The sequence below is a fragment of the Streptomyces lydicus genome (genome assembly GCF_000717345.1).
GTDB lineage: Bacteria > Actinomycetota > Actinomycetes > Streptomycetales > Streptomycetaceae > Streptomyces > Streptomyces lydicus.
This window is the reverse complement of the sequence record NZ_JNZA01000026.1, coordinates 1-25,188: the sequence shown is the minus strand read 5'-3', so window position 1 is coordinate 25,188 and position 25,188 is coordinate 1. Positions and strand designations below refer to the sequence as shown.

At 71.3% G+C, this 25,188-nt stretch carries 26 protein-coding genes; 10 read left to right on the top strand and 16 right to left on the bottom strand.

The window, feature by feature from the left end; genetic code table 11:
* The first annotated feature begins 100 nt into the window (after positions 1-100).
* Positions 101-802, top strand: a complete 702-nt coding sequence (locus tag OO62_RS23500; protein ID WP_033269542.1) for a FadR/GntR family transcriptional regulator — start codon at positions 101-103, stop codon at positions 800-802.
* A 49-nt stretch (positions 803-851) separates the two neighbouring features.
* Here the strand turns inward: OO62_RS23500 and OO62_RS38280 are convergent, their stop codons facing one another.
* The gene (locus OO62_RS38280; RefSeq protein WP_033269541.1) at positions 852-1,064 is read right to left on the bottom strand and encodes a hypothetical protein; all 213 of its coding nucleotides are present in this window, start codon (positions 1,062-1,064) and stop codon (positions 852-854) included.
* A 50-nt stretch (positions 1,065-1,114) separates the two neighbouring features.
* On the opposite strand from OO62_RS38280, the gene OO62_RS23490 reads away from it, so the two are divergent.
* Complete coding sequence (locus tag OO62_RS23490) at positions 1,115-1,921, top strand: hypothetical protein (protein WP_033269540.1); 807 nt, start codon at positions 1,115-1,117, stop codon at positions 1,919-1,921.
* Positions 1,922-1,993: 72 nt separating this feature from the next.
* Here OO62_RS23490 and OO62_RS23485 read toward each other — a convergent pair whose 3' ends face one another.
* Complete coding sequence (locus OO62_RS23485) at positions 1,994-3,592, bottom strand: acyl-CoA mutase large subunit family protein (protein ID WP_033269539.1); 1,599 nt, start codon at positions 3,590-3,592, stop codon at positions 1,994-1,996.
* A 136-nt stretch (positions 3,593-3,728) separates the two neighbouring features.
* On the opposite strand from OO62_RS23485, the gene OO62_RS23480 reads away from it, so the two are divergent.
* Positions 3,729-4,607, top strand: a complete 879-nt coding sequence (locus tag OO62_RS23480; protein ID WP_033269538.1) for a L,D-transpeptidase family protein — start codon at positions 3,729-3,731, stop codon at positions 4,605-4,607.
* Between the two features lie 236 nt (positions 4,608-4,843).
* Here OO62_RS23480 and OO62_RS23475 read toward each other — a convergent pair whose 3' ends face one another.
* The 3 genes from OO62_RS23475 to OO62_RS23465 all read right to left on the bottom strand — a co-directional run bounded on the left by OO62_RS23475 (position 4,844) and on the right by OO62_RS23465 (position 8,874).
* Positions 4,844-5,887 (bottom strand): hypothetical protein, encoded by a 1,044-nt coding sequence (locus OO62_RS23475; protein ID WP_033269537.1) that lies wholly within the window; start codon positions 5,885-5,887, stop codon positions 4,844-4,846.
* The gene (locus OO62_RS23470; RefSeq protein WP_106974891.1) at positions 5,887-6,639 is read right to left on the bottom strand and encodes an RNA polymerase sigma factor; all 753 of its coding nucleotides are present in this window, start codon (positions 6,637-6,639) and stop codon (positions 5,887-5,889) included. Before OO62_RS23470 ends, OO62_RS23475 begins: the two co-directional genes overlap by 1 nt.
* A 567-nt stretch (positions 6,640-7,206) precedes the next feature.
* Positions 7,207-8,874 (bottom strand): family 20 glycosylhydrolase, encoded by a 1,668-nt coding sequence (locus OO62_RS23465; RefSeq protein WP_033269535.1) that lies wholly within the window; start codon positions 8,872-8,874, stop codon positions 7,207-7,209.
* A gap of 373 nt (positions 8,875-9,247) precedes the next feature.
* Here OO62_RS23465 and OO62_RS23460 point away from each other — a divergent pair, with 373 nt between their 5' ends.
* The 5 genes from OO62_RS23460 (at position 9,248) to OO62_RS23440 (ending at position 13,454) form a co-directional block, all read left to right on the top strand.
* The gene (locus tag OO62_RS23460; RefSeq protein ID WP_404828002.1) at positions 9,248-9,805 is read left to right on the top strand and encodes a 2-oxo-4-hydroxy-4-carboxy-5-ureidoimidazoline decarboxylase; all 558 of its coding nucleotides are present in this window, start codon (positions 9,248-9,250) and stop codon (positions 9,803-9,805) included.
* 225 nt (positions 9,806-10,030) lie between these two features.
* Positions 10,031-10,411, top strand: a complete 381-nt coding sequence (gene sdhC / locus OO62_RS23455) for a succinate dehydrogenase, cytochrome b556 subunit (RefSeq protein WP_033269533.1) — start codon at positions 10,031-10,033, stop codon at positions 10,409-10,411.
* A gap of 6 nt (positions 10,412-10,417) precedes the next feature.
* Entirely contained in the window at positions 10,418-10,903 is a 486-nt protein-coding gene (locus OO62_RS23450; RefSeq protein ID WP_033269532.1) for a succinate dehydrogenase hydrophobic membrane anchor subunit, read from the top strand.
* A 20-nt stretch (positions 10,904-10,923) separates the two neighbouring features.
* Entirely contained in the window at positions 10,924-12,678 is a 1,755-nt protein-coding gene (gene sdhA / locus OO62_RS23445) for a succinate dehydrogenase flavoprotein subunit (protein ID WP_033269531.1), read from the top strand.
* Positions 12,678-13,454 carry a succinate dehydrogenase iron-sulfur subunit gene (locus tag OO62_RS23440; RefSeq protein WP_033269530.1) on the top strand — a complete coding sequence of 259 codons (777 nt, stop codon included), beginning with the start codon at positions 12,678-12,680 and terminating at the stop codon, positions 13,452-13,454. Before sdhA ends, OO62_RS23440 begins: the two co-directional genes overlap by 1 nt.
* Positions 13,455-13,460: 6 nt before the next feature.
* Here OO62_RS23440 and OO62_RS23435 read toward each other — a convergent pair whose 3' ends face one another.
* Positions 13,461-14,303, bottom strand: a complete 843-nt coding sequence (locus tag OO62_RS23435) for a hypothetical protein (protein ID WP_228332518.1) — start codon at positions 14,301-14,303, stop codon at positions 13,461-13,463.
* 137 nt (positions 14,304-14,440) lie between these two features.
* Entirely contained in the window at positions 14,441-14,908 is a 468-nt protein-coding gene (locus tag OO62_RS23430; protein WP_323135812.1) for a MerR family transcriptional regulator, read from the bottom strand.
* Positions 14,909-14,918: 10 nt separating this feature from the next.
* On the opposite strand from OO62_RS23430, the gene OO62_RS23425 reads away from it, so the two are divergent.
* Both OO62_RS23425 and OO62_RS23420 read left to right on the top strand, forming a co-directional pair.
* On the top strand, positions 14,919-15,743 hold the full coding sequence (locus OO62_RS23425) for an alpha/beta fold hydrolase (RefSeq protein WP_078617326.1): 825 nt from the start codon (positions 14,919-14,921) through the stop codon (positions 15,741-15,743).
* 107 nt (positions 15,744-15,850) lie between these two features.
* Entirely contained in the window at positions 15,851-17,110 is a 1,260-nt protein-coding gene (locus OO62_RS23420; protein WP_033269605.1) for an alpha/beta hydrolase family protein, read from the top strand.
* An 87-nt stretch (positions 17,111-17,197) separates the two neighbouring features.
* Here the strand turns inward: OO62_RS23420 and OO62_RS23415 are convergent, their stop codons facing one another.
* The 9 genes from OO62_RS23415 to OO62_RS23375 all read right to left on the bottom strand — a co-directional run.
* Complete coding sequence (locus OO62_RS23415; protein ID WP_033269529.1) at positions 17,198-17,716, bottom strand: FBP domain-containing protein; 519 nt, start codon at positions 17,714-17,716, stop codon at positions 17,198-17,200.
* A gap of 82 nt (positions 17,717-17,798) precedes the next feature.
* Positions 17,799-18,443 carry a hypothetical protein gene (locus OO62_RS23410; RefSeq protein ID WP_033269528.1) on the bottom strand — a complete coding sequence of 215 codons (645 nt, stop codon included), beginning with the start codon at positions 18,441-18,443 and terminating at the stop codon, positions 17,799-17,801.
* Positions 18,444-18,470: 27 nt separating this feature from the next.
* Positions 18,471-19,175 (bottom strand): hypothetical protein, encoded by a 705-nt coding sequence (locus tag OO62_RS23405; protein WP_063739047.1) that lies wholly within the window; start codon positions 19,173-19,175, stop codon positions 18,471-18,473.
* Between the two features lie 37 nt (positions 19,176-19,212).
* Positions 19,213-20,493: a putative T7SS-secreted protein gene (locus OO62_RS23400; RefSeq protein WP_228332517.1), complete on the bottom strand. Its 1,281-nt coding sequence runs from the start codon at positions 20,491-20,493 to the stop codon at positions 19,213-19,215.
* Complete coding sequence (locus tag OO62_RS23395; protein ID WP_033269527.1) at positions 20,493-20,813, bottom strand: hypothetical protein; 321 nt, start codon at positions 20,811-20,813, stop codon at positions 20,493-20,495. Before OO62_RS23395 ends, OO62_RS23400 begins: the two co-directional genes overlap by 1 nt.
* A gap of 109 nt (positions 20,814-20,922) precedes the next feature.
* Positions 20,923-22,101 (bottom strand): S8 family peptidase, encoded by a 1,179-nt coding sequence (locus OO62_RS23390; protein ID WP_033269526.1) that lies wholly within the window; start codon positions 22,099-22,101, stop codon positions 20,923-20,925.
* A 115-nt stretch (positions 22,102-22,216) separates the two neighbouring features.
* A complete protein-coding gene (locus OO62_RS23385; protein WP_033269525.1) occupies positions 22,217-23,671 on the bottom strand; it encodes a hypothetical protein in 1,455 nt (484 codons plus the stop codon).
* A 56-nt stretch (positions 23,672-23,727) separates the two neighbouring features.
* On the bottom strand, positions 23,728-24,039 hold the full coding sequence (locus OO62_RS23380; protein WP_033269524.1) for a hypothetical protein: 312 nt from the start codon (positions 24,037-24,039) through the stop codon (positions 23,728-23,730).
* Positions 24,040-24,290: 251 nt separating this feature from the next.
* On the bottom strand, positions 24,291-25,188 hold an 898-nt coding region (locus tag OO62_RS23375), incomplete at its 5' end, for a metallophosphoesterase (RefSeq protein WP_033269523.1).

Here is a 25,188-nt window from a genome sequence, read left to right as displayed (position 1 = left end):
TGCGCACCCCACTGAAACCCATTAGGTACGACGTATTCAAGAGCCTGTGATGCAAACGTCATACTTAATTGGCCGGAGTGCGGGAACGTAGGCTTGGCCCATGGAAAACGAGGGGAAGGGGCTGCACGCCCGTGTGCTGGAGTCCCTCGGACCCGCGATCACCGCGGGGGACTACCCTCCGGGCACGATCCTGCGCACGGACGAGCTGGAGCAGCGCTTCGACGTCTCACGCACGGTCATCCGCGAGGCGATCCGGGTCCTGGAATCCATGTGCCTGGTCGCCTCCCGCCGCCGGGTCGGGGTGACCGTCCGCCCCACCGAGGAGTGGAACGTCTACGACCCCCGGGTGATCGGCTGGCGGCTCGCCGGCCGGGACCGCCCCCGGCAGCTGCGCTCGCTGACCGTGCTGCGCTCGGCCGTCGAACCGGTCGCCGCGGGCCTCGCCGCCCGGCACGCCACCCCCGAGCAGTGCGCCGCGCTCACCGAGCACGCGATGGGCATGGTCGCCACCTCACGCGGCCAGCAGCTCGACGCCTACCTCGTCCACGACGTCGCCTTCCACCGGATCGTGCTGACCGCCTCCGGCAACGAGATGTTCGCCCGCCTCGGCGACGTGGTCGCCGCCGTGCTGACCGGCCGCACCCAGCACCACGTGATGTTCACCGACCCCGACCCCGCCGCGGTCACCCTCCACGTCCAGGTGGCGGAGGCCGTACGCACCGGCGACGCGGAACGGGCGGAAGCGCTGACGCGGGAAATCACCGCCGGCGCGATGGCCGAACTGGACGTGCTGGCACCGTAGTTGCGATGTCCGGTGCGGTAGCCGGACCCGCCGGCCGGCCCACCACCCCTCAGAACAGCGGCTGCTGGCCCGGCATCGGTGGCTCCTCCGGGTCGAACAGCTTCTCCGCCGGCGCCATCATCGGCGCCATCCGCCGCGATCCGGGACAGGAGATCAGCTCGATACCCGTACGGCGGCCCGGAGGGTCATGACGGGCATAGCGGCCGCCGACGACGGCGATCTCTCGGGTGCAGACGGGGCACGCGCGGCGGGGTGAGGACATGGCACCAGTCTGACGGACCGGCTGTCGGTCCCTCTCGCTAGCCTCCGTTCATGGCAATCAACGACGAGGCGCTCGCGCAGCTGCGCGCCGCGGCAACGGCCGGCGACACCCGGGCCGCACTCGGGTGGGCCCGGCTGCTGTGCCTGACGGTGGCCGGTCCGGCCGGCCCCGCGGCGGACGAGGCGGAGGGGCAGACCTGGCCGGAGGAGCCCTGGCTGCGCGCCGTACTGCGCACGTGCCCTCGCGACGTCCCCGCGATGACGTTGCTGGCCGGACGCCTGGCCCAGCAGATCGACTACTGGCAGAACATGACCGAGCTCCATCCCTCGGCCGCCGAGGAGTTCGGGGAGGACGAGACCACGATCGGACGGCGGCGCGCCGAGGCGGCGGATCTGCTGACCCGGATACGCGCGGCCGGCACGGAGCGGCACCTCACCGGCCCCGACCTGTCCGAGCTGGCCGCCGCGCTCGAACTGCCCGCCCCAGCCGGAGAGGCCGCCTCCGCGCCCCCGCGGGACGGCGGCGGCTACAGCTTCTACGTGGTGGAGGACGACGCCTGGAGCGGATCGGTCGTGCACCGCACCACGATCGTCGCGACCCGTCCCGACGAACTGCGCTGGGCCTGCGACCAGTGGTTCCGGCTCACCGACGGATGCGGCCTGAGCGGCTCGGCGACCCTCACCGGCCATGCGTACGGCGAGCCGGTGAGCGTCATCGAACTCGCCGGACACTTCGGCGAGACCGGCATGGTCTGGGACGACTGCGCCCTGCCGGCCCTGCCCGGCGAACCACTGCCGCCCGGCCTCCCGGTCCCGGGACAGGACCTGTTCTACGGGTTCGCGGCCCGGGTGGAATGAACCTGCGGGGCCGGGCGGCGCGAGCCCGCGGCCCGGGTGGAGCGAGCCGCCCCGCTCCGTCCCGGCACAGCCTCAGAACGCGTCCGTCGGCACGTACTGGCCCCACACCCCCCGCAGCGCGTCGCACACCTCGCCGACCGTGGCCCGGGCGCGGAGCGCCTCCCGCATCGGAGGGAGGACGTTGTCCGTGCCCTCGGCGGCCTTGCGGAGGTCGTCGAGGGACCGGGTGACCGCGCGACCGTTGCGGCGGGCGCGCAGGACCGCCAGGCGTTCGGTCTGCTGGGCCTCGATCGCCGGGTCGACGCGCAGCGGTTCGTACGGTTCCTCCTCGTCGAGCCGGAAGCGGTTGAGGCCGACCACCACCCGCTCGCCGCTGTCCGTCTCCTGGGCGATGCGGTACGCGTTGCGTTCGATCTCGTCCTTCTGGAAGCCCTGCTCGATGGCGGCCACCGCGCCGCCCCGGTCCTCGACCCGCCGCATCAGCGCGACCGCCTCCTCCTCCACGTCGTCCGTCATCGACTCCACGGCGTAGGAACCGGCGAACGGGTCGACGGTGGCGGTCACGTCCGTCTCGTGGGCGAGGACCTGCTGGGTGCGCAGCGCGAGGCGGGCGGCCTTGTCGGTGGGCAGCGCGATGGCCTCGTCGAAGGAGTTGGTGTGCAGGGACTGGGTGCCGCCGAGGACCGCGGCCAGCCCCTGGACGGTGACCCGGGCGAGGTTGACCTCCGGCTGCTGGGCGGTGAGCTGCACCCCCGCCGTCTGGGTGTGGAACCGCAGCATCTGGGACCTGGGGTCGCGCGCGCCGAACTCCTCCCGCATGACGCGGGCCCACATCCGGCGCGCGGCACGGAACTTGGCGACCTCTTCGAGCAGTGTCGTGCGCGCGACGAAGAAGAAGGAGAGGCGGGGCGCGAAGTCGTCGACGTCCATGCCGGCGGCCAGCGCGGTGCGGACGTACTCGATGCCGTTGGCGAGGGTGAAGGCGATCTCCTGCGCGGGCGAGGCACCGGCCTCGGCCATGTGGTAGCCGGAGATGGAGATGGTGTTCCAGCGGGGGATCTCGGTCCGGCAGTAGCGGAAGATGTCGGCGGTCAGCCGGAGCGAGGGCTGCGGCGGGAAGATGTAGGTGCCGCGCGCGATGTACTCCTTCAGCACGTCGTTCTGGATCGTGCCGGTCAGCCGGCCGGGCGCCACCCCTTCCTCCTCCCCGACCAGTTGGTAGAGGAGCAGCAGCAGCGCGGCCGGGGCGTTGATCGTCATCGACGTGGAGACCCGGTCCAGCGGGATGCCGCCGAACAGCACCCGCATGTCCTCGACGGAGTCGACGGCCACGCCGACCTTGCCGACCTCTCCGGAGGCGATCGGGGTGTCGGAGTCGTGGCCCATCTGCGTGGGCAGGTCGAAGGCGACGGACAGGCCCGTGGTGCCGTGGGCGATCAGCCGGCGGTAGCGGGCGTTGGACTCCCGGGCGGTGCCGAAGCCGGCGTACTGCCGCATCGTCCAGGGCCGTCCGGTGTACATCGACGGATACACGCCCCGGGTGAAGGGGTAGCCGCCGGGGGCGCCGAGCCGGCTCACCGGGTCCCAGCCGTCCAGCGCCTCCGGCCCGTACACCGGCTCGATCGGCAGGCCGCTCTCGCTGTGCCGGACGCTGTCCGCTTCCTGCGCCATGGACGTACGCCTCCCGTGCGGTGACCGTTATGCCGTTTTACGCCTTGGTCACAGCATGCCCGCAGGTTCGCCACGCCGCAGCGCTGGGAAGCATCACCGGTGGCCGGTCGGGCCGCCGAGATCCGGGGGTTGACGCATGAAGCGGAGCAGCGGAAGAGGGGCGGCCCCGGCGGTGGCCGCGGTGCTGGTGGTGGCGGCGCTGGCGGTGGGCTGCCGTCCGGTGACGGTCACCAGAACCGGCGCTCCCGACAGCAAGGGCGTCCACTTCGCCCCCACGACGCAGGCCCCGCCGCCGCTCCGCTCGCACGCACCGCCGGCCGCCCCGGCCGAACGCGCCGCCGCACCGCGCCCGCACCGCACCGGCCACCCCGCCCCGCGGGCCGCCAGGCCGGTCATGGCCGCCGGTGCCCGCGGCGCGCAGGTCCGTGAACTCCAGGCGCGGCTGACCCAGCTGGGTCTGTTCGACCGCGCCCCGACGGGCTACTACGCCGCCGTCACCGCCACCGCGGTCCGTGCCTTCCAGAAGCAGCAGGGCCTGCCCCGTACGGGCGCCGTGCAGCCGGCCCTGTGGAGCGCGCTGCGCGCCCGCACCCACCGGCCGTCGCGGGCCGACCTCTACCCGGCCACCTCCCGGCCGGTCGGCACGCCCGATCCGCGCTGTCTGACGGGCCGGGTGATCTGCATCAGCAAGCGGAGCAACACGCTGGCCTGGGTCGTCGACGGCCGGATCGTCTCGGCGATGGACGTCCGCTTCGGCTCGCAGTACACCCCGACCCGCGAGGGCACCTTCGCCATCACGTTCAAGAGCCGCCGGCACGTCTCGACGCTGTACCACACGGCCATGCCGTACGCGATGTTCTTCAGCGGCGGCCAGGCCGTGCACTACTCGGCGGACTTCGCCGCCCGCGGCTACACCGGCGCCTCGCACGGCTGCGTCAACGTACGGGACAAGGCGAAGGTCGCCGCGCTGTTCGACGCGGTGCGGAAGGGAACGAAGGTGGTCGTCTACCACTAGGGCCTTTCCGACCCTGACCCATCGGACAGGCCCTAGGGCGGTGAAACCACCGCCGGTGGCGCGCCGGTTGACACCTGGCGTCGGAGGAGATGGGGCGCGGGCAGGGCCGGGGGAACGTGCCCCGCCCGCGCCGAGTGCGCTGAGCCGTAGGTACGGGGGGAACCCCGGCTCGTCGCGCAGCCGATGACCAGTCGGCTTCACTCAGTACTGCGTCACCGGGTCGGAAAACGTCACACCTAGCTGCCGACCGTCACACCGGGCGTCGCGCTGACGGAGTCCGTGCTGGTCACGGACGGGGAAGGGGACGGGGTGGCGGTACCGGGGGTGGTGGCGCCGGGCGAGGAGGGCGCTGGCCCACCCTCCTGGTCGCCGCCGGGGTCACCGCTCTGCCCCGAGCCGCCGCTGCTCCCGCTGCCGCCCAGGCCACCGCTGAAGCCATCGTTGTCACCGGAGCCGCCGCCGACGCCGTAACGCGCCAGGTAGGCACGGCAGAAGACGTGCACCTTCTCCGCACCGCCGGCCCGCTTTTCGAGGCGGCGCAGCCCGTCGCGGTCCATCCCGTCCCGTTTGCCGGATTCGTAGTTCCGGCAGAGGCCGAGCAGGAACTGCTTCTTGGTGCCGCGTCCGCCGTCGCCCTTCCCGCCGCCGGGCCGGTCGTCGCGGCCGGCGGTGCCGCCGGGCGTGCCGGGGGTCCGGCTCGCGCCCGGGCTGGCGCCCGGGGTCGGGGTGCCGCCGGGTGCGGAGGTCCCGCCGCCCGGTGTGGCGTCGGGGGTCCGGGCCGTCGTGCCGTCCGTCTCGGCGCCCGGCTCGCGGGTGTCCAGCGGCCCGGGGGACTCGGCTGCGGACACGCTGGAGCCCGGGTCGGGGTCGCCGCCGCCTTGGAAGGGGGCCGTCAGGACGCCGGTGCCGGCGGCGACGGCGACGCCGCCGATGGCGCAGGCGGCGAGGGCCACGGCGAAGCCGCGCCGCAAGGGGCGGGCGAGCCGGGTGCGTTCGGTGAGGCCGGTGGCGCGACCGGAGCGGACGGCGGCCGGCGGCGCGTCGGCGCCACGGGCCCGCGACCGGGCACCGGCGCGAGCGGCCTGGCGGAACGCCGCGAGGGCGGTCTCCTCACCGGGCAGCGGCGCGGTGCCGGGAGCCTCGGCGCCGACCGCGGCGGCGGCCTTCAGCAGTTGTTCGAGCTCTTGCGCGCCGTCGCCGCGCCGGGCACTGACCGGTTCACCGCGCAGCAGCCGCTCCGCGGTGTCCTTGTCGAGCCAGTTGTACCGGTCGTCGGCCATCACATGTCCTTCTGCGTTCCGGCGGCCGTTTCCGTCACACCTGGTACGTACGATTCCGCCACGCCGTCGCGGCGTCTTCGGTCCTGGAGCGGCAGGCCGCTCACCGGTCCGCCGCCCTTGCGGGGACCGGGTGCGAGGCGCCCCGTGGGGGCGCCGTCGGCTTCGTCGGTGCGGTCGTCGGCGTCCTCCGGGCCGCCGCCGGGCGGCTCTCCGATCAACTCCGCGAGCTTGCGCAGACCGCGGTGTGCGGCGGTGCGCACCGCGCCGGGGCGCTTGCCGAGCACCTCCGCGGTGGACTTGGCGTCCAGCCCCACCACCACCCGCAGCACCACCGCCTCGGCCTGGTCCTGCGGGAGCCTGGCTATCAGCCGCATGGTGCGGCCGGTGCCGAGGGCCTCCAGCGCCTCGCCGGCGGTGTCCGACGCGGCGGGGGTGTCGGCCAGTTCGCTCTCGTCGCCGCCGATCGCCGGGCGGCGGCCGCGCATCCGGATGTGGTCCAGCGCGCGGTTGCGGGCGATGCGGGCGGCCCAGCCGCGGAAGCGGTCGGCGTCGCCGGTGAAGCGCGCGAGGTCGCGGGTTATCTGGAGCCAGGTCTCGGAGGTGACGTCCTCAACGTCCGCTTCGCTCACCAACGTCCGCACATACCCCAGAAGTCGGGGATGTACGGCGCGGTAGACGGTTCGGAACGCGGCCTCGTCGCCGTCCTGCGCCGCCTGCACGGCCACCGTCAGCCGACGGTCGTCCGGCTGAATGTCGTCCCCTCGCACGGGTCCATCCTGTCGCACGTGGAATGTCCGCCGCCCGGTCCTTGCTGCTTTGTGTCCTTGTCCGGCTCCGTCGCCGGCTGCCGCCCGGGAGCTGTCCGGGCTAGCGCCCGTCACCGCTGGTCAGGACGCACCGGGAACTCCCGGTAACCCGGCCGTTCCTGCTGACCGTAACCCGTGGACACACCCGCCCCGAACCCGGGAGGGCGCTCCCGGCCGCCCGGCCGGGGCCGGAACCCGGGCTGCGCCACGCGGCCGACGCACCGGAGAGGCGCGCGCACGGATCCATCTGGAACTCCCGGGAGGAACGTCGTGATGCAGGCCGCCGTGGGGTCGCGACCAGTGCGCCCACCGGCGCGGATCCGCACGTTACGGGCCGGGCCGGGCCCGCGTCCAGAGCACTGGCGGTACCCCGGCCCGCACCGCGTGTGACGCTTTCGAGCCGTCTGGCGCTGTACGGATTAGGGGGCCGTCACGGCCCTTCGCGAACGGCGGCCGGGGCCTCTCCTGTGGGGGGTGGCGGCCCCGGCCGTCCTCGCTTCTCTCACCCGTTTCTTACCGGGGCGGCCCTGCCACCCGGTTGGCCAGCGCCTTGAAGTCCGTCCAGGACAGCGCGGGCTTCCGCGAGTCCCAGGTCTTCTGCGCCAGCGCCGCCAGCGGCAGCCGGATCCCGGCGGCCACCTGCGCCTGTGTCTGTGCCTGGGACCGGTCGGCCCAGATCGCGAACCGCGCGCCGGGGATCCGGTCCGGGCCGGTCATGCTCGCGGGCACCGCGACCGGCTGGGTGTGGCGGAGCACCTGCGGGGTCCAGCTCTGGTAGATCCGCTGGCCCGTCGGGTAGGTGAACTGGTTGGGCTCGCCGAGGACGTAGTAGAGGAACTCGTCGTTGAAGTTCAGGACGTTGCGGCCCTCGCGCAGGAACTCCGCGGGGTCGCGCTTGCCGATCTCCTTGCCGGTCCAGTAGTCGACCATCCGGTTCTTGGCGGCGCTGGCCCTGGGGCTGGAGAAGAAGCCGTCGTTCCACGCCTCGATGCGGTTCTTGCCCTTGGCCTCGACGGTCTTCTGCCGGTCGTTCAGCCAGCCGGTCGCCAGGTCCTCGATGGTGCCGTTCGGCCCGTACTTCTGCCGAGCGGCGCGGGAGAGCTGCGGATAGGTGGTCGACGGGGAGGACGACATCAGCGCCTGGTACTCGTCACCGCCCAGGTGCCAGTAGGCGGGAGCGCCCTTGGGGTTGGTGAACAGCTCGCTCATCTCCTTGAGCAGCGAGTCCACCAGCGGGGCCGCCTTGGGGTTGGAGATGTCGATCGCGCCCGGGACCACCGAGCCGGACGCCCGGTGCAGCAGCAGGTCCTGGTGGTGGGCCAGCACGGCGCCGAGGTGGCCGGGCGAGTCCAGCTCCGGGACGACGGAGATGTGCAGGCTCTGCGCCAACTGGATGATCTGGCGGACCTGCGCCTTGGTGAGGTGGTCGGCGGAGACCACCTCGGGGTGGGTGTCGCTCTGGATGCGGAAGCCCTGGTCGTCGGAGAAGTGCAGCTGGAACTGGTTGAGCTTGAGGTCGGCGATCTCGCGCAGCCGGTCCTCGATCCACCCCTGGGTGAAGGGCTTGCGCGCGTTGTCCAGCGACATGCCGCGCTGCGGACGGTCCGGCCGGTCCTCGATGGTGCCCTCGGGCAGCCCGCCGGCGGCGCGCACGGCCTGCTTGACAGTGCGGGTGCCGTAGAAAATTCCGGTGTCGGTGGGGGCCGTCAGAGTGAGCCGGGTGCCGCGCGCGGTGAGGGTGTACGCCTGGTCAGCACTTCCCTCCACCGGGACGTTGTTGGCGGTGCTGCCGCCCTTGCCGCTGAGTTTCACCTCGATGTCGCCCGGCTGGACGGTCTCGCCGCCGTAGACGACGGGCAGGCCGCCCAAATCGTGGGCCATGAGTTGCGCCTCGTCGGCCACATTGCTCTTCGGGCCGGCCGGAACGACCACCCGGGCTCCCTTGGACGGGCGCCAGCCGCGTCCCTCGGCCCGGCGGAAGTCCCGCACGGCCGGGATGACCTGCGGCGTTCCGGTCACCGGTGCCCAGCTCGGGGTGGCCTGGGACGAGGGTTTCACCTTGGCGCTGGTACTGCCGGGCGGTTCGGTCTCGACGGTCTGGGAGCAGCCGGCGAGCAGCAGGGCACCGACGAGCACCGTGGCCGGGAACGCGGCGCGCGGCTGCCGTATCGGGTTCGACATCGTGCAATCCTCACTTTTCGGGGCGAAGGCATTGCCAGGTGTGCGGATCCGGTCGTCCACCGACCGCGCGAAAGCTCTCTCATCCGGGTGAAATTCGCGCAGCCGTCGGACAATGGTCGACAAGCGTCGTTAGCGTGGCGTCTCTGTACGTCACCCCTTTCCCAGGGCTCTCCTGGAACCGCCGGATACCGCCGGGCCGTCGTGCCACTCGCACCACCGCCACACCCGCCGCCGCTTCCTCACACGTCCCGGTCCGGTCCGCTTACCCCAGCTTCCGTCAGCCGCCCGTCCCGCACCCGTCGAAAAGATCCCTTCGCATCCGTCCGAGGAGCCCACGCTGTCCGGTGACACTCCGGCCGCCAGGCCGACGACGCTGCGTCCGCCGCAGCCCCCGTGGTGCGGCATACCTTCGCAGGCCCCCGGCGCCGCCCTGCCGGGGCCCCGCCCCGAGGGCCTCGGCCTGGTCCGCTTCAACGCCCTCGGCCACGAGGAGGTGCGCTCCGCACTCCTCCTTTGCTGCGGCAGCCCCCGCTGGGCGGAGCGGGTGGCCGCGCACCGCCCGTACCCCGACGCGGACTCCCTGCTCGCCGCCTCCGACGAGGCGTGTTACGACCTGACGGCGGCCGAGCTGGACGAGGCGCTCGCCGGGGAGTCGCTCTCCCCGCTGCCGCTGGCCGGCGCCCGCGGCCCGGCCACGCTCGCGGCCCACACGGCGCTGCGCGCGGCACACGCCGAGTACGAGCGGCGCTTCCGCCATGTCTTCGTCATCTGCCTGGACGGCTACCGCGACGACGAACTGCTCGACCAGGTGCTGTCCGGCATCCGCACCCGGCTGGGCAACGAACCGGAGGAGGAACGGGCGGTCGCGGCGGACGAACTGCGCCGGCTGGCCCGCGGCCGGCTGGCCCGGCTTCTGGCCCCGGGGCCCTGAGCCGAAGGCCGCACGGTGGCCGTATTGCCCGATAGCTCCGCACAGTTCCGTTTCATCCTCGTGTGATAGCCCGTTGGTGGCTGTTTGATCACACCTAAGGACCCCCGCGCGAGGAACCGACAGCTCGTCGATACGATGACGAGCGGCCGGTGGACCGTACCCGGCCGGGCCCGACCGACAGAGAAGCCGGCGCGGCCCTAGTCCCCGCTCCCGGAGGGTTCTTCCGTGCCGGCTGGAACGCTGTACCGCGGCCGGGAAGGCATGTGGTCCTGGGTGGCTCATCGAGTCACCGGCGTCCTCATCTTCTTCTTCCTGTTCGTTCACGTCCTCGACACCGCTCTCGTACGCGTCTCCCCCGAGGCGTACGACAACGTCGTTGCGACCTACAAGACGCCTATCGTCAACGTGATGGAGTACGGCCTGGTGGCCGCCATCCTCTTCCACGCGCTCAACGGCCTGCGGGTCGTCGCCGTGGACTTCTGGGCGAAGGGCCCGAAGTATCAGAAGCAGATGCTGTGGACCGTTGTCGGTGTCTGGGTCGTGCTGATGGCCGGTGCCTTCTACCCCGTGCTGCAGCACACCCTGCGCACGCTGTTCGGGAGCTGACGCAAGATGTCCGCTGAAACCACCCCCGCAGCCACCGCGACGGGCGCGACCGACCACGTGTCGCTCTACGACGTCGACAACCCGGCGCCGGTCATCGAGGCCCCGCGCAAGCGCACCGCGAAGTCCGGGCGCGCGTCCCGTGGCAACTTCGAGATGCAGGCATGGCTGTTCATGCGGCTGTCCGGCATCGTGCTGGTCGTCCTGGTCCTGGGTCACCTGCTGATCCAGCTGGTCCTCGACGGCGGCGTGTCCAAGATCGGCTTCGCGTTCGTCGCCGGCCGCTGGGCCTCGCCCTTCTGGCAGGTCTGGGACCTGGCGATGCTGTGGCTGGCCATGCTGCACGGCGCCAACGGCCTGCGCACCGTCATCAACGACTACGCGCAGCGGGACAACACCCGCTTCTGGCTGAAGATGCTGCTGTACACCGCGACGGTGTTCACCGTCCTTCTGGGCACGCTGGTGATCTTCACCTTCGACCCGAACATCTCCTGAAGCCGGGGCTGACTGGAACCATGAAGATCCACAAGTACGACACCGTCATCGTCGGCGCCGGCGGCGCGGGCATGCGTGCGGCCATCGAGTCGACCAAGCGCAGCCGCACCGCGGTCCTGACGAAGCTCTACCCGACCCGCTCCCACACCGGCGCCGCCCAGGGCGGTATGGCCGCCGCCCTCGCGAACGTCGAGGACGACAACTGGGAGTGGCACACCTTCGACACGATCAAGGGCGGTGACTACCTGGTCGACCAGGACGCCGCCGAGATCCTCGCGAAGGAGGCCATCGACTCGGTCCTCGACCTGGAGAAGATGGGCCTGCCGTTCAACCGCACGCCCGAGGGCAAGATCGACCAGCGCCGCTTCGGCGGTCACTCCCGTAACCACGGTGAGGCCCCGGTCCGCCGGTCCTGCTACGCCTCGGACCGCACCGGCCACATGATCCTCCAGACGCTGTACCAGAACTGCGTCAAGGAGGGCGTGGAGTTCTTCAACGAGTTCTACGTGCTCGACCTGCTGCTCCAGGACGTCGACGGCGTCAAGAAGTCCGCGGGCGTCGTCGCGTACGAGCTGGCCACCGGCGAGGTGCACGTCTTCCAGGCGAAGTCGATCGTCTTTGCCTCCGGCGGCACCGGCAAGTTCTTCAAGGTGACCTCCAACGCGCACACCCTGACCGGTGACGGCCAGGCCGCCGCCTACCGCCGCGGGCTGCCGCTGGAGGACATGGAGTTCTTCCAGTTCCACCCGACCGGCATCTGGCGGATGGGCATCCTGCTGACGGAGGGCGCCCGTGGTGAGGGCGGCATCCTCCGCAACAAGGACGGCGAGCGCTTCATGGAGAAGTACGCGCCCGTCATGAAGGACCTCGCCTCGCGTGACGTCGTCTCGCGCTCCATCTACACGGAGATCCGCGAGGGCCGCGGCTGCGGTCCCGAGGGCGACCACGTCTACCTGGACCTCACCCACCTGCCGCCGGAGCAGCTGGACGCCAAGCTCCCGGACATCACCGAGTTCGCGCGCACGTACCTCGGTATCGAGCCCTACACGGACCCGATCCCGATCCAGCCGACCGCGCACTACGCCATGGGCGGCATCCCGACCAACGTCGAGGGTGAGGTCCTGGCGGACAACACCACCGTCGTGCCGGGCCTGTACGCGGCCGGCGAGGTCGCCTGCGTCTCCGTGCACGGCGCCAACCGCCTGGGCACCAACTCGCTGCTGGACATCAACGTGTTCGGCCGCCGGGCCGGCATCGCGGCGGCGGAGTACTCCTCCACGGCCGACTTCGTCGAGCTGCCCGAGAACCCCGCGGAGCAGGTCGTCGAGCAGGTCGAGCGGCTGCGCAACTCCACCGGCAGCGAGCGGGTCACCGAGATCCGCAAGGAGCTCCAGGAGTGCATGGACGCCAACGTGATGGTGTTCCGCACCGAGCAGACGATCAAGACCGCGGTCGAGAAGATCGGCGAGCTGCGCGAGCGCTACCGGAACGTGGCCATCCAGGACAAGGGCAAGCGGTTCAACACCGACCTGCTGGAGGCCATCGAGCTGGGCAACCTGCTCGACCTGGCCGAGGTCATGGCGGTCTCCGCGCTGGCCCGCAAGGAGTCCCGCGGCGGTCACTACCGCGAGGACTACCCCAACCGCGACGACGTCAACTTCATGCGGCACACCATGGCGTACCGCGAGGTGGGCGCAGACGGCACCGAGTCGATCCGTCTCGACTACAAGCCGGTCGTGCAGACCCGCTACCAGCCGATGGAGCGTAAGTACTGATGGCAACCCCGACCCTGGAAAAGGCGGACGAGGCCGGCGCGCCCGAGCCCGGTTTCGCCGACTCCCCCTACATCACGGTCACCTTCCGGATCCGCCGGTTCAACCCGGAGGTCTCCGAGGAGGCCAGCTGGCAGGACTTCCAGCTGGAGATCGACCCCAAGGAGCGCGTCCTGGACGCCCTCCACAAGATCAAGTGGGAGCTGGACGGTTCGCTGACCTTCCGCCGCTCCTGCGCCCACGGCATCTGCGGCTCGGACGCCATGCGGATCAACGGCCGCAACCGGCTTGCCTGCAAGACGCTGATCAAGGACATCAACCCGGAGAAGCCGATCACCGTCGAGGCCATAAAGGGCCTGACCGTGATGAAGGACCTTGTCGTCGACATGGAGCCCTTCTTCCAGGCGTACCGCGACGTGATGCCGTTCCTGATCACGACCGGCAACGAGCCCACCCGTGAGCGTCTGCAGTCCGCCGAGGACCGCGAGCGCTTCGACGACACCACCAAGTGCATCCTGTGCGCCGCCTGCACGTCCTCGTGCCCGGTGTTCTGGAACGACGGCCAGTACTTCGGCCCGGCGGCGATCGTCAACGCGCACCGCTTCATCTTCGACAGCCGTGACGAGGGTGGCGAGCAGCGCCTGGAGATCCTCAACGACAAGGACGGCGTCTGGCGCTGCCGGACCACGTTCAACTGCACGGACGCCTGCCCGCGCGGTATCGAGGTCACCAAGGCGATCCAGGAGGTCAAGCGAGCGCTGATCACCCGGCGCTTCTGACCGCCGTCACCGGCGCCTGCCGGCGGGCCGGGCCGCGGCCCGGGCACCGATCAGCGACGGTACGTCCCTGAGGGCCTCGCTTCCGGAGAACCGGAAGCGGGGCCCTTCGGCCGTGGCGGTGCGGGACGTGCCGGCGGCCGGGCTCCCCGCCCCGGCCGCCGGATAGACCAGTACCGGCGGCAGCGCGTCGTCCACCAGCGCCACCGGTTCGTCCCGGCAGAAGTACGAGGGGACCAGGACCAGCCCCCGGCCCTGCAGGAACAGCTCCCGCTCCACGGGGTAGTCGACCTCCAGCACCGGTGGCCGCCACCGCATCACCGGGCCGAACGTCCGCAGCATCGCCTCCGCCCCCGACTGCCCGAGCGCATGCGCCCGCAACGCCCGGTCCGCGCCGACCCGCCCGGCGATCCGCGGCCAGCTCGGCGCGATGGCCAGATGGTGGTACGTCCGCAGGCTCCGCGCGAGGTGGCGCAGGGCGGCCGGCTCCCCCTCCCCGATCCCGCGCACCCAGCCCGGCAGCGCCCGGTGCCCCGACAGCAGCGTCAGCTCGGTCCGGAGCCGGCTGCGCGGGGTGCTCATGACGGCTTCCAGGCCGGGCTCCACACCGTCCAGCGCCGCGAACGGGGTGAGGAAATCCGGAAAGTAGCCGTGCTTGGGCACCAGCGGCAGCAGGGTCCGCAGCGGGCCCGGGCCGTGCCGTACCGCGTGCTGCCGCCAGGACGCCAGCGCCGGCTCGGCCCGGCACTCCCGCAGACTGTGCAGGCTCAGCACCGTCTCCCAGAGCGGGTCGGCCCCGTCGGCGACCCGAGTGCGCGTCAGATCCCGCGCCGTGAAGTGCACTCTCAGCACATCAGCCCCCTGCCTCTCGCCCCTCCCCCGAGGCGTGCACACGAGGATCTGTCCGGTGGGTGGCTTGTGGCAAGCGGAACACACGAGTAGCTTGCCTGCCTTTCGGCCGGCCCGCCCCCGACGCGCCCGCTGCCCCCTCAGCCCGCGCGCAGCGCCAGTGCCGCCAGCGCCTCGTCCTGCGTCCGGCGCTCCTGCATGACCTGCACATACGCTCCGAGCGCGGCCCGCCGCCGGGCCAACTCCGCCATTTCGTGGTCGAGTTGGACCATTTTCCGTTCGACGATGCCGCTCGACAGCGCACACGGCGTCAGGGCCGGCCCGCCCTGGGCGCAGGGCAGCAGCTCGCGGATGTCGTCGGTGTTCAGCCCGGTGGCGAGCAGCTCCCGGATCCGCGCCACGACCTCGACCGCAGCCTCGCCGTCGTACCGCCGGTACCCGTTCGCGTCCCGCTCCGCCCCCAGCAGGCCCCGCTGCTCGTAGTAGCGCAACACCCGCGTACTGACCCCCGTACGCCGCGCCAGCTCACCGATCCGCATCCGCATCCACCCCTCTCCCGGCCCCGCGTCCCGGGCCGGTTTGACCTTCACACCGGTGTCAAGCTGCAACCTCTTCCCCATGACGCAGATTCCCGCGGGCCCCGCGCCCGTTGCCGCCCCGCTCCCGCCCCTGTCCACCACGGTCGCCGGTGATCCGGCGGGCCCCGGCCTGCTGCTGGCCCACGGGGCCACCGGCAGCGTCGAGAGCAACTACGGTGCCCTGCTGCCCGCGCTGGCGGCGTCCGGCCATCGGGGGGTGGCGCCCGACTACCCCGGCTCGGGCGAAACCCCACGCGCCACCGGCCCGTTGGAGCTGGACGCGCTGACCGACGCCATGGTCGCCGAGGCCGTCTCGGCCGGCCTGGAGACCTTCACCGTGGTCGGCTACTCCATGGGCACCGCCGTCGCCGTACGCGCCGCCGCCCGCCACCCCGCACGCGTACGGGGCCTGGTCCTCACCGCCGGCCTCGCCAAGGCGGACGCCCGCACCCGGGTCTGGCTCGACCTGTGGCTGCGGCTGCTGGCCCGCGGCGACTACACCGGCTTCGCCCAGGCCGGCGTCCTCAGCGCCTTCTCGCCCGAGTACTTCAACGCCATGTCGCCGGCGGAGCAGGCCGCCGCACTGGACCCGGACCCCGCCCGGCGGCCCGCCGGCGCCGCCGAACAGGCCGCGCTCGTCGGCAGGGTGGACACCACCGGCGACCTCGCCGGCATCTCCGTCCCCACTCTGGTCATCGCGACCACCCGGGACGAGCTGCTGCACCCGGACCACTCCCGCTATCTGGCCGAGCACATCCCCGGCGCCGAATACGCGGAGACCGCCACCGGCCACCTGCCGATGGTCGAGCGCCCGGAGGAGTGGCAGGGCCTGATCGAGACCTTCCTGGCGAAGCACGGGCTCTGAGGGCGGGAGGGGTGCGGCGGTATCTGCCGAAGGTGCCGGCCGGGCGGTGCCCGTACCTGACCTTCGTCAGTACCGGGCGGCCCCGCCGCCTGCCTACGCTCGGAGCCATGAAGAGATCCCAACTCCGGTGTGCAACCGCCGCATTGCTCCTCGCCGCCGCGCTCCCCCTCCCGCTCGCCGCGACCGCCGTCGCCGCCCCCGCACCGCCCGCCGCGGCCGCGGTGTCCGTCGCTCCCGCGGTGTCCGCCACCGCCACCCGCCTCACCCTTCCGGCGCCCACCGGGCCGTACGCCGTCGGACGCGACACCCTGCACCTCACCGATCCGCAGCGCCGGGACCCCTGGGTGCCCGCCGCGGGCGCCCGTGAGCTGATGGTGTCGCTGTACTACCCGGCGCACCGGGGCACGGGCGGTGCCCGCGCGCCCTACATGACGACCGAGGAGGCCCGGCTCCTCCTGGAGGGCGACAAGCTCACCGGCGTGGTGGCGCCCGAGGTGCTCGCCGGCACCCGTACCCATGCCCGTACCGGCGCCCGGCCGATCGGCGGCAGGCACCCGCTGGTGGTGCTCTCCCCCGGCTTCACGCTGAACCGCGCCACGCTGTCCCTGCTCGCCGAGGAACTCACCTCACGCGGCTATGTCGTGGCCCTGCTCGACCACGCCTACGAATCCTTCGGCACGACGTTCCCCGGGGGCCGCACCCTGACGTGTGTGGCGTGCCGGGCCGTCGAGAGCGCCCCGGAGAGCACCGCCAGAAAGCTGATGGCGAAGGTGGCGACCGGCCGTGCCGCCGACATCCGCTTCGTCCTCGACACCCTGACGGGGCGCGGAGCCGGCGCGAGCACGGAAGCAGGGCTCGGCCAGGGCACTCCGGCCCGCCGGTACGCGGGCCTCGTCGACCCGCGGCGGATCGGCGTCGCCGGGCACTCCATCGGCGGCAACAGCGCGGCGAGCGCCATGGCGGCCGACCGCCGGATCCGCGCCGGGGTCAACATGGACGGCACCTTCTTCGCACCGGTCCCGCCCGGCGGGCTCGACGGCCGCCCGTTCCTGATGCTCGGCTCCCTCGACGGCCACGCCCCCACGGCGGAGGACACCACCTGGCTGCGCGACTGGCGCCGCCTCGACGGCTGGAAGCGCTGGCTGACGGTCCGCGACGCCGGCCACTTCACCTTCATCGACATCCCGGTCCTGGGCGCTCAGCTCGGCGTCACCGACCCCACCGCCCCGCTCCCCGGCAAGCGCTCCGGGGAGATCACCCGCGACTACGTCGGCGCCTTCTTCGACCGGCACCTGCGCGGCCGGCCCGAGCCCGTCCTGGACGGGCCGACGGCGGACAACCCCGAGGTCCTCTTCCAACGGCCGTGACGGTGCGGCGGGGCCGGGGGCCACCACGTCCTCACCCGGCGTCCTCCCCGCGTCCTCACCGACGCCGCAGCCCCGCACGCCCGACCGCTACCGCTCCCCCACGAGGGTGCCGTCCAGGACCTTGTCCAGGAAGTCGTCCAGATGCCGCACGAGACGCGCGACCCGGTCCTCCAGCGGCAGCGTCTCCTCGTGCCGCCCGGCGAGTTGCGAGCGCTTGCGCCCCCGCACGTAGAGGGAGCACGCCAGATCGGCGCAGAAGTACGCGCCGACGGTGTTCCCCTGCCGGCCCGCGGCCCCCGCCCGGCGCGCCGCGAGCAGACTGACGCCGGATCCCGGGTGGCCGGTCACACACACCGAGCACACCGTCGTCTTGGTGAAACTCCGCCGCACCCCCTGCGGCACCCGCAGCGTCACCCCGACGAGCCCGTCGCCGCGCGGCGCGACCAGATAGCCCCGGTCCGGCGCACCCGGATCCCGCCAGCCGAGGAAGTCGAGCCCCTCCCAGGGAAGGTCACCCAGCCCCACGGGCAGATTGATCCGGCTCGCCTCCCCTTTCGAGCAATTCACGAAGGAGGCACGTATCGCTTTTTCACCTACGGGGTCCATGGCACACGAAACTAACAGCGGGGGCGCGGAGGCGTCGTCCCATTTATGCGCCGCCCGGAAACGACCGGCGGTGAAGGTGCCCTCAGGCCCCCGGCCGCATCATCACCGCGCGCTTCGTCCGGTGCGTGAGCCTCGCCTGCTGTGCGCGCGCGAGGCGCTCGGGGTCGGCCTCGTCACGGCGGCGTGCGGTCTTGTCCCAGTCCGCCGGCTTCAGGAACAGCATCGACCGCTGCCCAGGCAGCACCAGCACACCGCCAAAGGGCAGGTCACCCGCGAACCATGCTCCCTCTTCCGTACTCTCCGGCCAGCGACGGCGGCCGGCGGCGTTGACCGCCAGCATCAGCGGCGCCCCGTGCTGCCCGCGCGTGGTGACGCGGACCTCGAGGACGTCGCCGTATCGGGTCCACCGCTCGCGCTTCTTGACCACCCGGGGGTGGAACTCCAGTGGATAGGTGCGGAGTACTCGGGCGCACTGGAACACGCGTATCCCGTATACCAACCGGTACAACGTGAAGATCAGCAGGAGCACACCGGCCGGAATGCACAGCGTGACGAAGAACGAGTCCACGCCCAGCAAACGGTCCGCCGCCACCGGGATCGCCACAAGGACCACGGTGATCAGGAGACGCAGAACCACGAATTTGGCCAGGGAAATGTAGTTTTCCCTCAATACCTGCGCCACGTCCGGCGCCTCGGGCGGTGTCGGGGTCTGCGCGTCGTACGCCATGACTTTCTCCTTCCGGTTCGGCTGCGACTAGCCGAACGGGTTCTTCGCCGTGTCCGCCGCGGCGCCCGGGCCCGTGTCCCCGGCCCCGTCCGCCTTTTCGGCGAGCGACGGGTCGATGAACGACACCGTATGCCCGACGCCCAGCAGCACGTCCCGGTAGTCGTCGGCCAGCTCCAGGGCCGGCGTGACCAGCTGCACCACCACGATGTCGGACATTCCCGGACCGGTCACCGCGATCGTGCCCTGCCAGACCGGCTCCTCGGGAAGACTGCCGTCCTCCTCGGGGGGCCTGCCCGGCGCGACGACGCTCCGGGTCTCGACGGCGAGGAAGCCCGTACCGCACGGCAGCTCCAGAGGCTGCACATCCTTCTCCGGGTCCTCGGCGGCCGTCACCGCCAGATCGGCCAGCGCCAGGGCCGCGTTGACGCCCGACGCGGGCACGGTGGAGAACGTCAGAACGGACTGCGCGAAGCCGCCCTCGTCATCGGGGTGCAGGCCGATCGCGCAGCCCTGGACGTCGTGGGAGTTCAGCGCCGTCACCACGCCGGCATAGAGCCGGAGCACCCGCTCCGCCTGGTTCCTGGCCTCCTCGGGCAGGCCGAGGAGGTGGTTCACCAGCGCCGTCAGCTTCTCGACCGGAGGGTCGAGGTCCAACGGCAGGTATCCGTGCGGGAGTCCGTACCAGTAGTCAGGTACGCGGCCGCTCGTCCGCTCCGTCAAGATGTCAGTCACTACCGCATTCGCCTTTCCGGGGCCGCGTCGACGCTTTTCACAGCCAGCCGAACAGGCCGGCGATGTCATGGGCGGTGGCGGCGGCCTTGGTGCTCTCCGCAGCGTTGTGGCCCGCCCCTTCCTCCGGAAGGACGCCCAGGCTCTCCATGGACGACATCATGTTCGCGCCGACGTTCAATCCGCCGGCGCTGATGGCACCCATCATCTTGGCGGAGCCACTGGCGGTCGTACGAGCCGCGTCCCACGCCTCGGAGACCTCGCTCACGGCATTCGATTTGAAGGCCGGGACGATTTCCCGGCAGAATGCCGCCCCCTTTTCGGCGCCGGTCACCCCGACACCGATCCGGCCGGCCAGCCCGACGCCGTCGGCGACTTCCCGCCCCGCGGCGGCCAGTGCCGAGCCACCCGGGATCATGCCGACGGTGTCTCCGGCCATGGAGGCGTACGCCGAGAAGATCTCCATGCCGCTCCCCTTGAACATCAAGGCGTCCCTGAACTTGGGATCGGAGAGGTTATGCGTCATGGACGCCGCGCTCGCCACCACCGCGATGCCGGCGAAGAGCGGGGTCAGCGGGGTCGGGAACAGCGCCAGCAGGCCGGCGATGGCGCCGATGGTGCCCGCGTGCTCGTACAGGAAGTCGCCGACCGCCTTGATGCCGTTCCAGATCGCGTCGACGGCCTTGCTCAGCCAGCCCGGCTCCTTCGGCGCCAGCTTGTCCGTGGCGCCGTCGAGCTCGCCGGCGACCGTGCCCGCCTGGTCCGCGTGGGTGGTCTCCAGCGTCTGGGCCTTGGTGATGACGTCGTTGTACGACTCGTTGGCCTTGTTCAGCTCGGTGGTCGCCGCGTTGAGCTCGCGTTCCGCCGCCCGGAGCCGTTCCGTGGCCGCGTCGGCCTCGGCCTGGGAGGGGTATTCCTGGCCGGCGAGCTTGAGGTCCGGGTGCTGTGCAGCCTGGGCGTGCTTCGACTTGGCGTGCTCCACCGCGGTCTTCTTCTCGGCGGCAGCGTCGTCGTACTTCTGCGCCAGATCGCGGTTGGACGTGAGGTGCTCGTCCCAGTTCTTCAACTGGACGGCGGCCTTTTCCAGGGAGCGGGCCGCGTTCTTGATGTACGTCGGCAATTCGCCGTCGAGCGCGTCACGGAACGCTTCCGCCGCGTCGCCCTGCCAGTAACTGCTCTCGCCGATGAGCTTCTGGATCTGCTGGTGGCAGCTGCGCAGCGCGGTCGCCGCGGTGCTGACCTTGTGCTGGAGCGCGCCGACCTCGGCGGGCACGCCGGGAACCGGGTTCCAGCCGAGATGCGGGTAGGGATTCTGCGCCATTACTTCGCACCCCCGCCGGACGTCTTCTTGGCTATCTGCGTCAGCGTCTTCTCCAAGGCGTCCTCGACCTCTTGATAGTTCTGCTTGGTCGCCTTCACGCCCTCGCTGATCGCGTCAATCATTTTCTTGGTCTGCTCGGACCCGTACTTCCAGCGTTCCTGGAATCCGTCGCAGGCTTCGTCCAGCCGGCCGGTTCCGATCTGGTCGGCCCGCACGTGGGCCAGGGCCGAGCGCGCTTCGTTGAGCTCGCGGACACAGCCCTCAAGTGTGGTGAGGAACTGCCCCAATTGATCGACGTCCGTTGCGAATTGCTTTCCCATGGACGGAATTCCCCCGTGGATGTGGCTTACTGCGTGTGCGATGAACGGTTGAGACATGCGCCGCGGCCGTTCCGGAACGGAACGGCCGCGGCGGTGGTACGGCGGAGGCTCAGCCCCACGCCTGATTACGCGAGTTGCGACGGCGGACGGAGACCACGACGCCGATGACGATGCCGATGACGACCAGGACACCGAGTCCGATACCGCCGAAGAGGGCCAGCTTCTCCTTGCCGCCCATGGGCGGGTTGGGGTCGGAGCCCTTGTCGGCACTCGCCTCGGAGTACTTGCCCTTGGGCATCGGCAGGGGTCCCTGCGCGGGACCCGCCGCGATGTCGCGCCGCAGGGCGGGGCCGGGCTGGATGAAGCCGTAGCCGTAGTGCGTGTCCGGCAGCTTGAGGTGCTTGGCCTTCTCGGCCTGCGCCAGGCCGGCCGTCTTCACCAGCCGGTTGGCAATCTGGCCGGGGGTGAGGTCGGGGAACTTCTGCTTGAGGAGCGCGGCGGCGGCGGAGACGTAGGCGGTGGCGGCGGAGCTGCCGTTCGCTTCGGTCTGGTAGGCGGAGTCGCTCTTGCCCATGGCTACGGAGACCTTTTCACCGGGGGCGAGCAGGTCCGTGTCCGAGTTGTAGTTGTTGGCCGAGGCCGCCTCACCGTACTGGTCCACCGAGCCGACCCCGATGGCTCCTGGGCACCCCACCGGATAGGTCTTCTTGGACCAGCCGTCGTTGCCCACGGCCGCTACCACCACGACGCCCTTTTCGACCGCGTAGTGGATGGACTCGCAGATATCGCCCTCCAGGTCGCCGCCGTAGGACATGTTGATCACGTCCGCGCCGTGCTCCACCGCCCAGCGCGTGGCCTGCCCGCTGTTCTTGTACTCGGGCACAGGGAGGATCTTGGCGTCGGGTGCCAGTCCCTTCACGCCTTCGGTTCCGCCAGGGCCGTGCCCGTGGCCAGCGATGATGCCGGCCATCGCGGTGCCGTGGTCGCGGATGTCCTCGTTCGGCTTGAGGTACTTCGCGCCCTCGGCTTCCGTTGCCTTCCCGAAGTCCGGCCCGGGCAGGAACTGCCCCTTCAGGTCCTGATGCGTCGTACGGAAGCCGCTGTCCAGCACGGCCACCGTCACGCCCTTGCCGGTGGCCTCCTTCCAGAGCTGCTGGGCCCCGAACGCCTCCAACGGCCACTGGCCCTTCCGCACCTGGTCCGCGGAGGCGGTACCGCCCGAGGCCAGCAGCAGCGCTCCGGTCAGCGCAGCACCCACCGTCGCGCGCAGTGTTCGGGTGACCCTCATCCTTCGCTCCTTCTTGCTGTGCTGTCCGGCGGCATCGTTCCGCCTGAGGAAAGGCCCCGCACACGTGGGAGTGCGGGGCCGTGCCTCATAGGCCGCAGGTGACGTTATCTTCGGCTCACTCGATGACGCGAGGGGCCACGTTACGTTGCGGGGTCCAGGTCTCCTCGTCCTCGACGAGGTAGTCGGGGCGCTGTCCGGTGGTGCGCTCCTTGTCCCCCTTGCCCTTGCCCTTCGCGCCGGCCGCACCCGCGGCTCCGGCGGCGGCGTTCTTGCCACCGCGGCTGCGGTGCAGCCCGGAACCGCCCTGCTTGGCTCCGCCGGCCGGACCGCCCGGCTTGCCGACCAGTCCGCCGCGGGTACGCGCCTGCGGACCGCGACCGGCCGCGCCCTTGGCGCCGCCCGCCTTACCGGCTCCGGCGCCGGCACCCGGCATGCCGCCACCGCGCATCCCACCGGCACCGCCCATGCCACGCGCCCCGCCGGCGCCCATGCCGCCACCGGGCATGCCGAAGGCGCCGGGCGGAACAGCGCCACCCGGGAAGCCGCCACCCGTACCGCCGGGCACGCCATGACCGCCACCGGTCGTTCCGCCGCCCAGGCCACCGCCGCCCACCGACGGCGGGGTGAGGGTGCCACCCTGCACGCTGTCGAGCCCGGTGGTCACGGGCAGCTCGGGCCGATGGATCTTCGGTCCGTCGAACCCTGCCGGCACGGCGCCGCCGCCCGCGCCGTTGGGCATCTTCGGCGCGTGCGGCATCTGCGACGAGGCGTGCGGATGACTGCCGCCCGTCACAGGCATGTTCACCGGCGGCGGCGGTGTGTACGTCGGCGGCTGCTTGGGCCAGTCGCCGCCACCGGGGCCGGACGGGTCGGTGCTCTCCCTGAGGAACCCGCCCTTGGCTTCGTAGTGGGCAGCCAGTTCATCCATCACGACGACCGCTTCGACCTGACGCTCCTTGGTCAGGGACAAGTTGTCCCTGTTGAGCTCCAGCGCCATGCGGGTGTCCATCTTGGGATTCGCCATGTCCCGCTTGAACTGGCTGTCGTCGCCCTTCTCGTCGGTGGCGCGGTCCACGACACCCGGGTCGTGGATCTTCGACATGGCCTTCTTGGCTTCACGGAGGCTGTAGGCGACACCGCTCTCCGGGCCGGAAGAGCGCGAGCCGATCAACACCGCTTCGACGTTCCGGGAGTGCTGGTACGTCCGGTCGATCTTTTCGAGGACCTTGGCGGCTTCCCTGCGGAACGCCTGCGCCGCCGTGCCTTCCCAATGGGCCGAGGCGTGATCGACGGCATCCATGAAGGATTTCCGGATGCCGCCGCGGCCGTCGTCCCCGCCCAGCCGGTCGGCGGAGGCGCGCCAGTGCTGACCGGAGGTCTCGATCGTCTCCGGGCTGGCGTGTTCGATCATCGCCCGGAGCGCGTTGATGCCGTGGTGGTGGAAGTCGGAAGGAGACCGGGGCGTGAGGTGCTGCCCCTTGAACGACTTCAGCCGCTCTTCCCGCTCGTGCTCCTTGCGCTGCCGCTCCATGTCTTTGGCGCTGTTGTACTCCTGCCTGGCGTCAACCATGCAGGCCCCCCTTCGCGTTCATCTCCGCCTCTCGTGCACCCACTGTCGCGTCCCGCTCAGCCGTTCATCGACGTCTTGGTCTCGTGCTCCTGGTCCTCGTACGCGCCACGGCTGGCTTCGGTCTTCTCGCCGAACTTGTGGATGAGGTCCTGGAGCGCGTTGATGACCTGCGACATGTAGGACTGCATGTCGTCATGCGCCTCGGCGAGCTTGCCGGCCTCGAGGAAATTCACGCCGAACGCCGATTTCGGAATCGTCGTGCTGTATTTCACCTTCTGGCTGGGTTCGTCCATATCCGCGCGAAGATGCCTGAGCTGGCGTACGACGCTGTCCAGTTCGTCGAGATCGACCTTGAAGCGCTCGCTCATTACTGCTCTCCCCGTTCCCCGCGTGCCCCGCTCGTCCCCCTCGCACCGCCCGTGAAGCCGTCACGGTAAGGGCAACATAAAGTAAAGAAAATACTAGGGAGTTGACCCCCTTCACTGCAAGATCGAAAGTCGTGATCTGTCCGATTTAACGCAGGATGGCACCGCAGTTTGTAGAGGGGTTGTTACCTCACCGGCGCAACCTGTCCGCAGGATGGTCGCCATCAGTTCGGCGATCCCTCTTCGCGGCCCGATTACGCCCGCAGTGACGCCAGTTCGACCACCGTTACGTCCGGGGGCGCGCCCAGCCGGACCGGCGGACCCCAGGCGCCCGCGCCGCGCGTGACGTACAACTGCGTGTCGCCGTAGCGCGCCAGGCCCGCGACGGTGGGGTTGGTCGCGGCGGCGACGTAGGTGAAGGGCCACATCTGGCCGCCGTGGGTGTGCCCGGAGAGCTGGAGGTCCACCCCGTACCGCACGGTGTCGTGGATGGTGACCGGCTGATGCGCCATGAGGACGACGGCGCGGGCCGGGTCGCGGTCGCCCAGCGCCAAGTCGTAGTCGGGACCAGCGTGTTCGGTCGCACCGGCGAGGTCGTTGATCCCCGCGAGGTCGAAGCCGGGCAGTTCGGTGCGCGCGTTCTCCAGGGGTTGGATCCCCAACTCCCTTACGTGGTCCACCCAGGGGGCCGCGCCGGAGTAGTACTCGTGATTGCCCGTCACGAAGTACGCGCCGTGCCGGGAGCGCAGCGCACGCAGGGGTTCGGCGGCCGGGGCGAGGTCGGCGACGCTGCCGTCGACCAGGTCGCCGACGACGGCGATCAGATCGGGCGAGGTCCGGTTGATCGTGTCGACCACCCGGCGGGTGTGGGCGCGGCCCAGGATCGGGCCGAGGTGGATGTCGCTGACGACGGCGATGCGGAAACCGTGGGCGGAGCGCGGCAGCTTGGCCAGCGGGACGGTGACGCGCTTGACGACGGGGCCGCGGAGGGTCGTCGCGGTGCCGTACCCGACGGCGGCGGTGGCGGCCAGGGACGCGCCGGCCGCCACGGCCCGGGCGACGAACAGCCGCCGGGGCGGAGTGGGGAGCGGCGGCAGCGCCGGGGTGCGGGGCGGGAGCAGAGTGGGGGCCGAGGAGGGGGCGGGGGCCGGG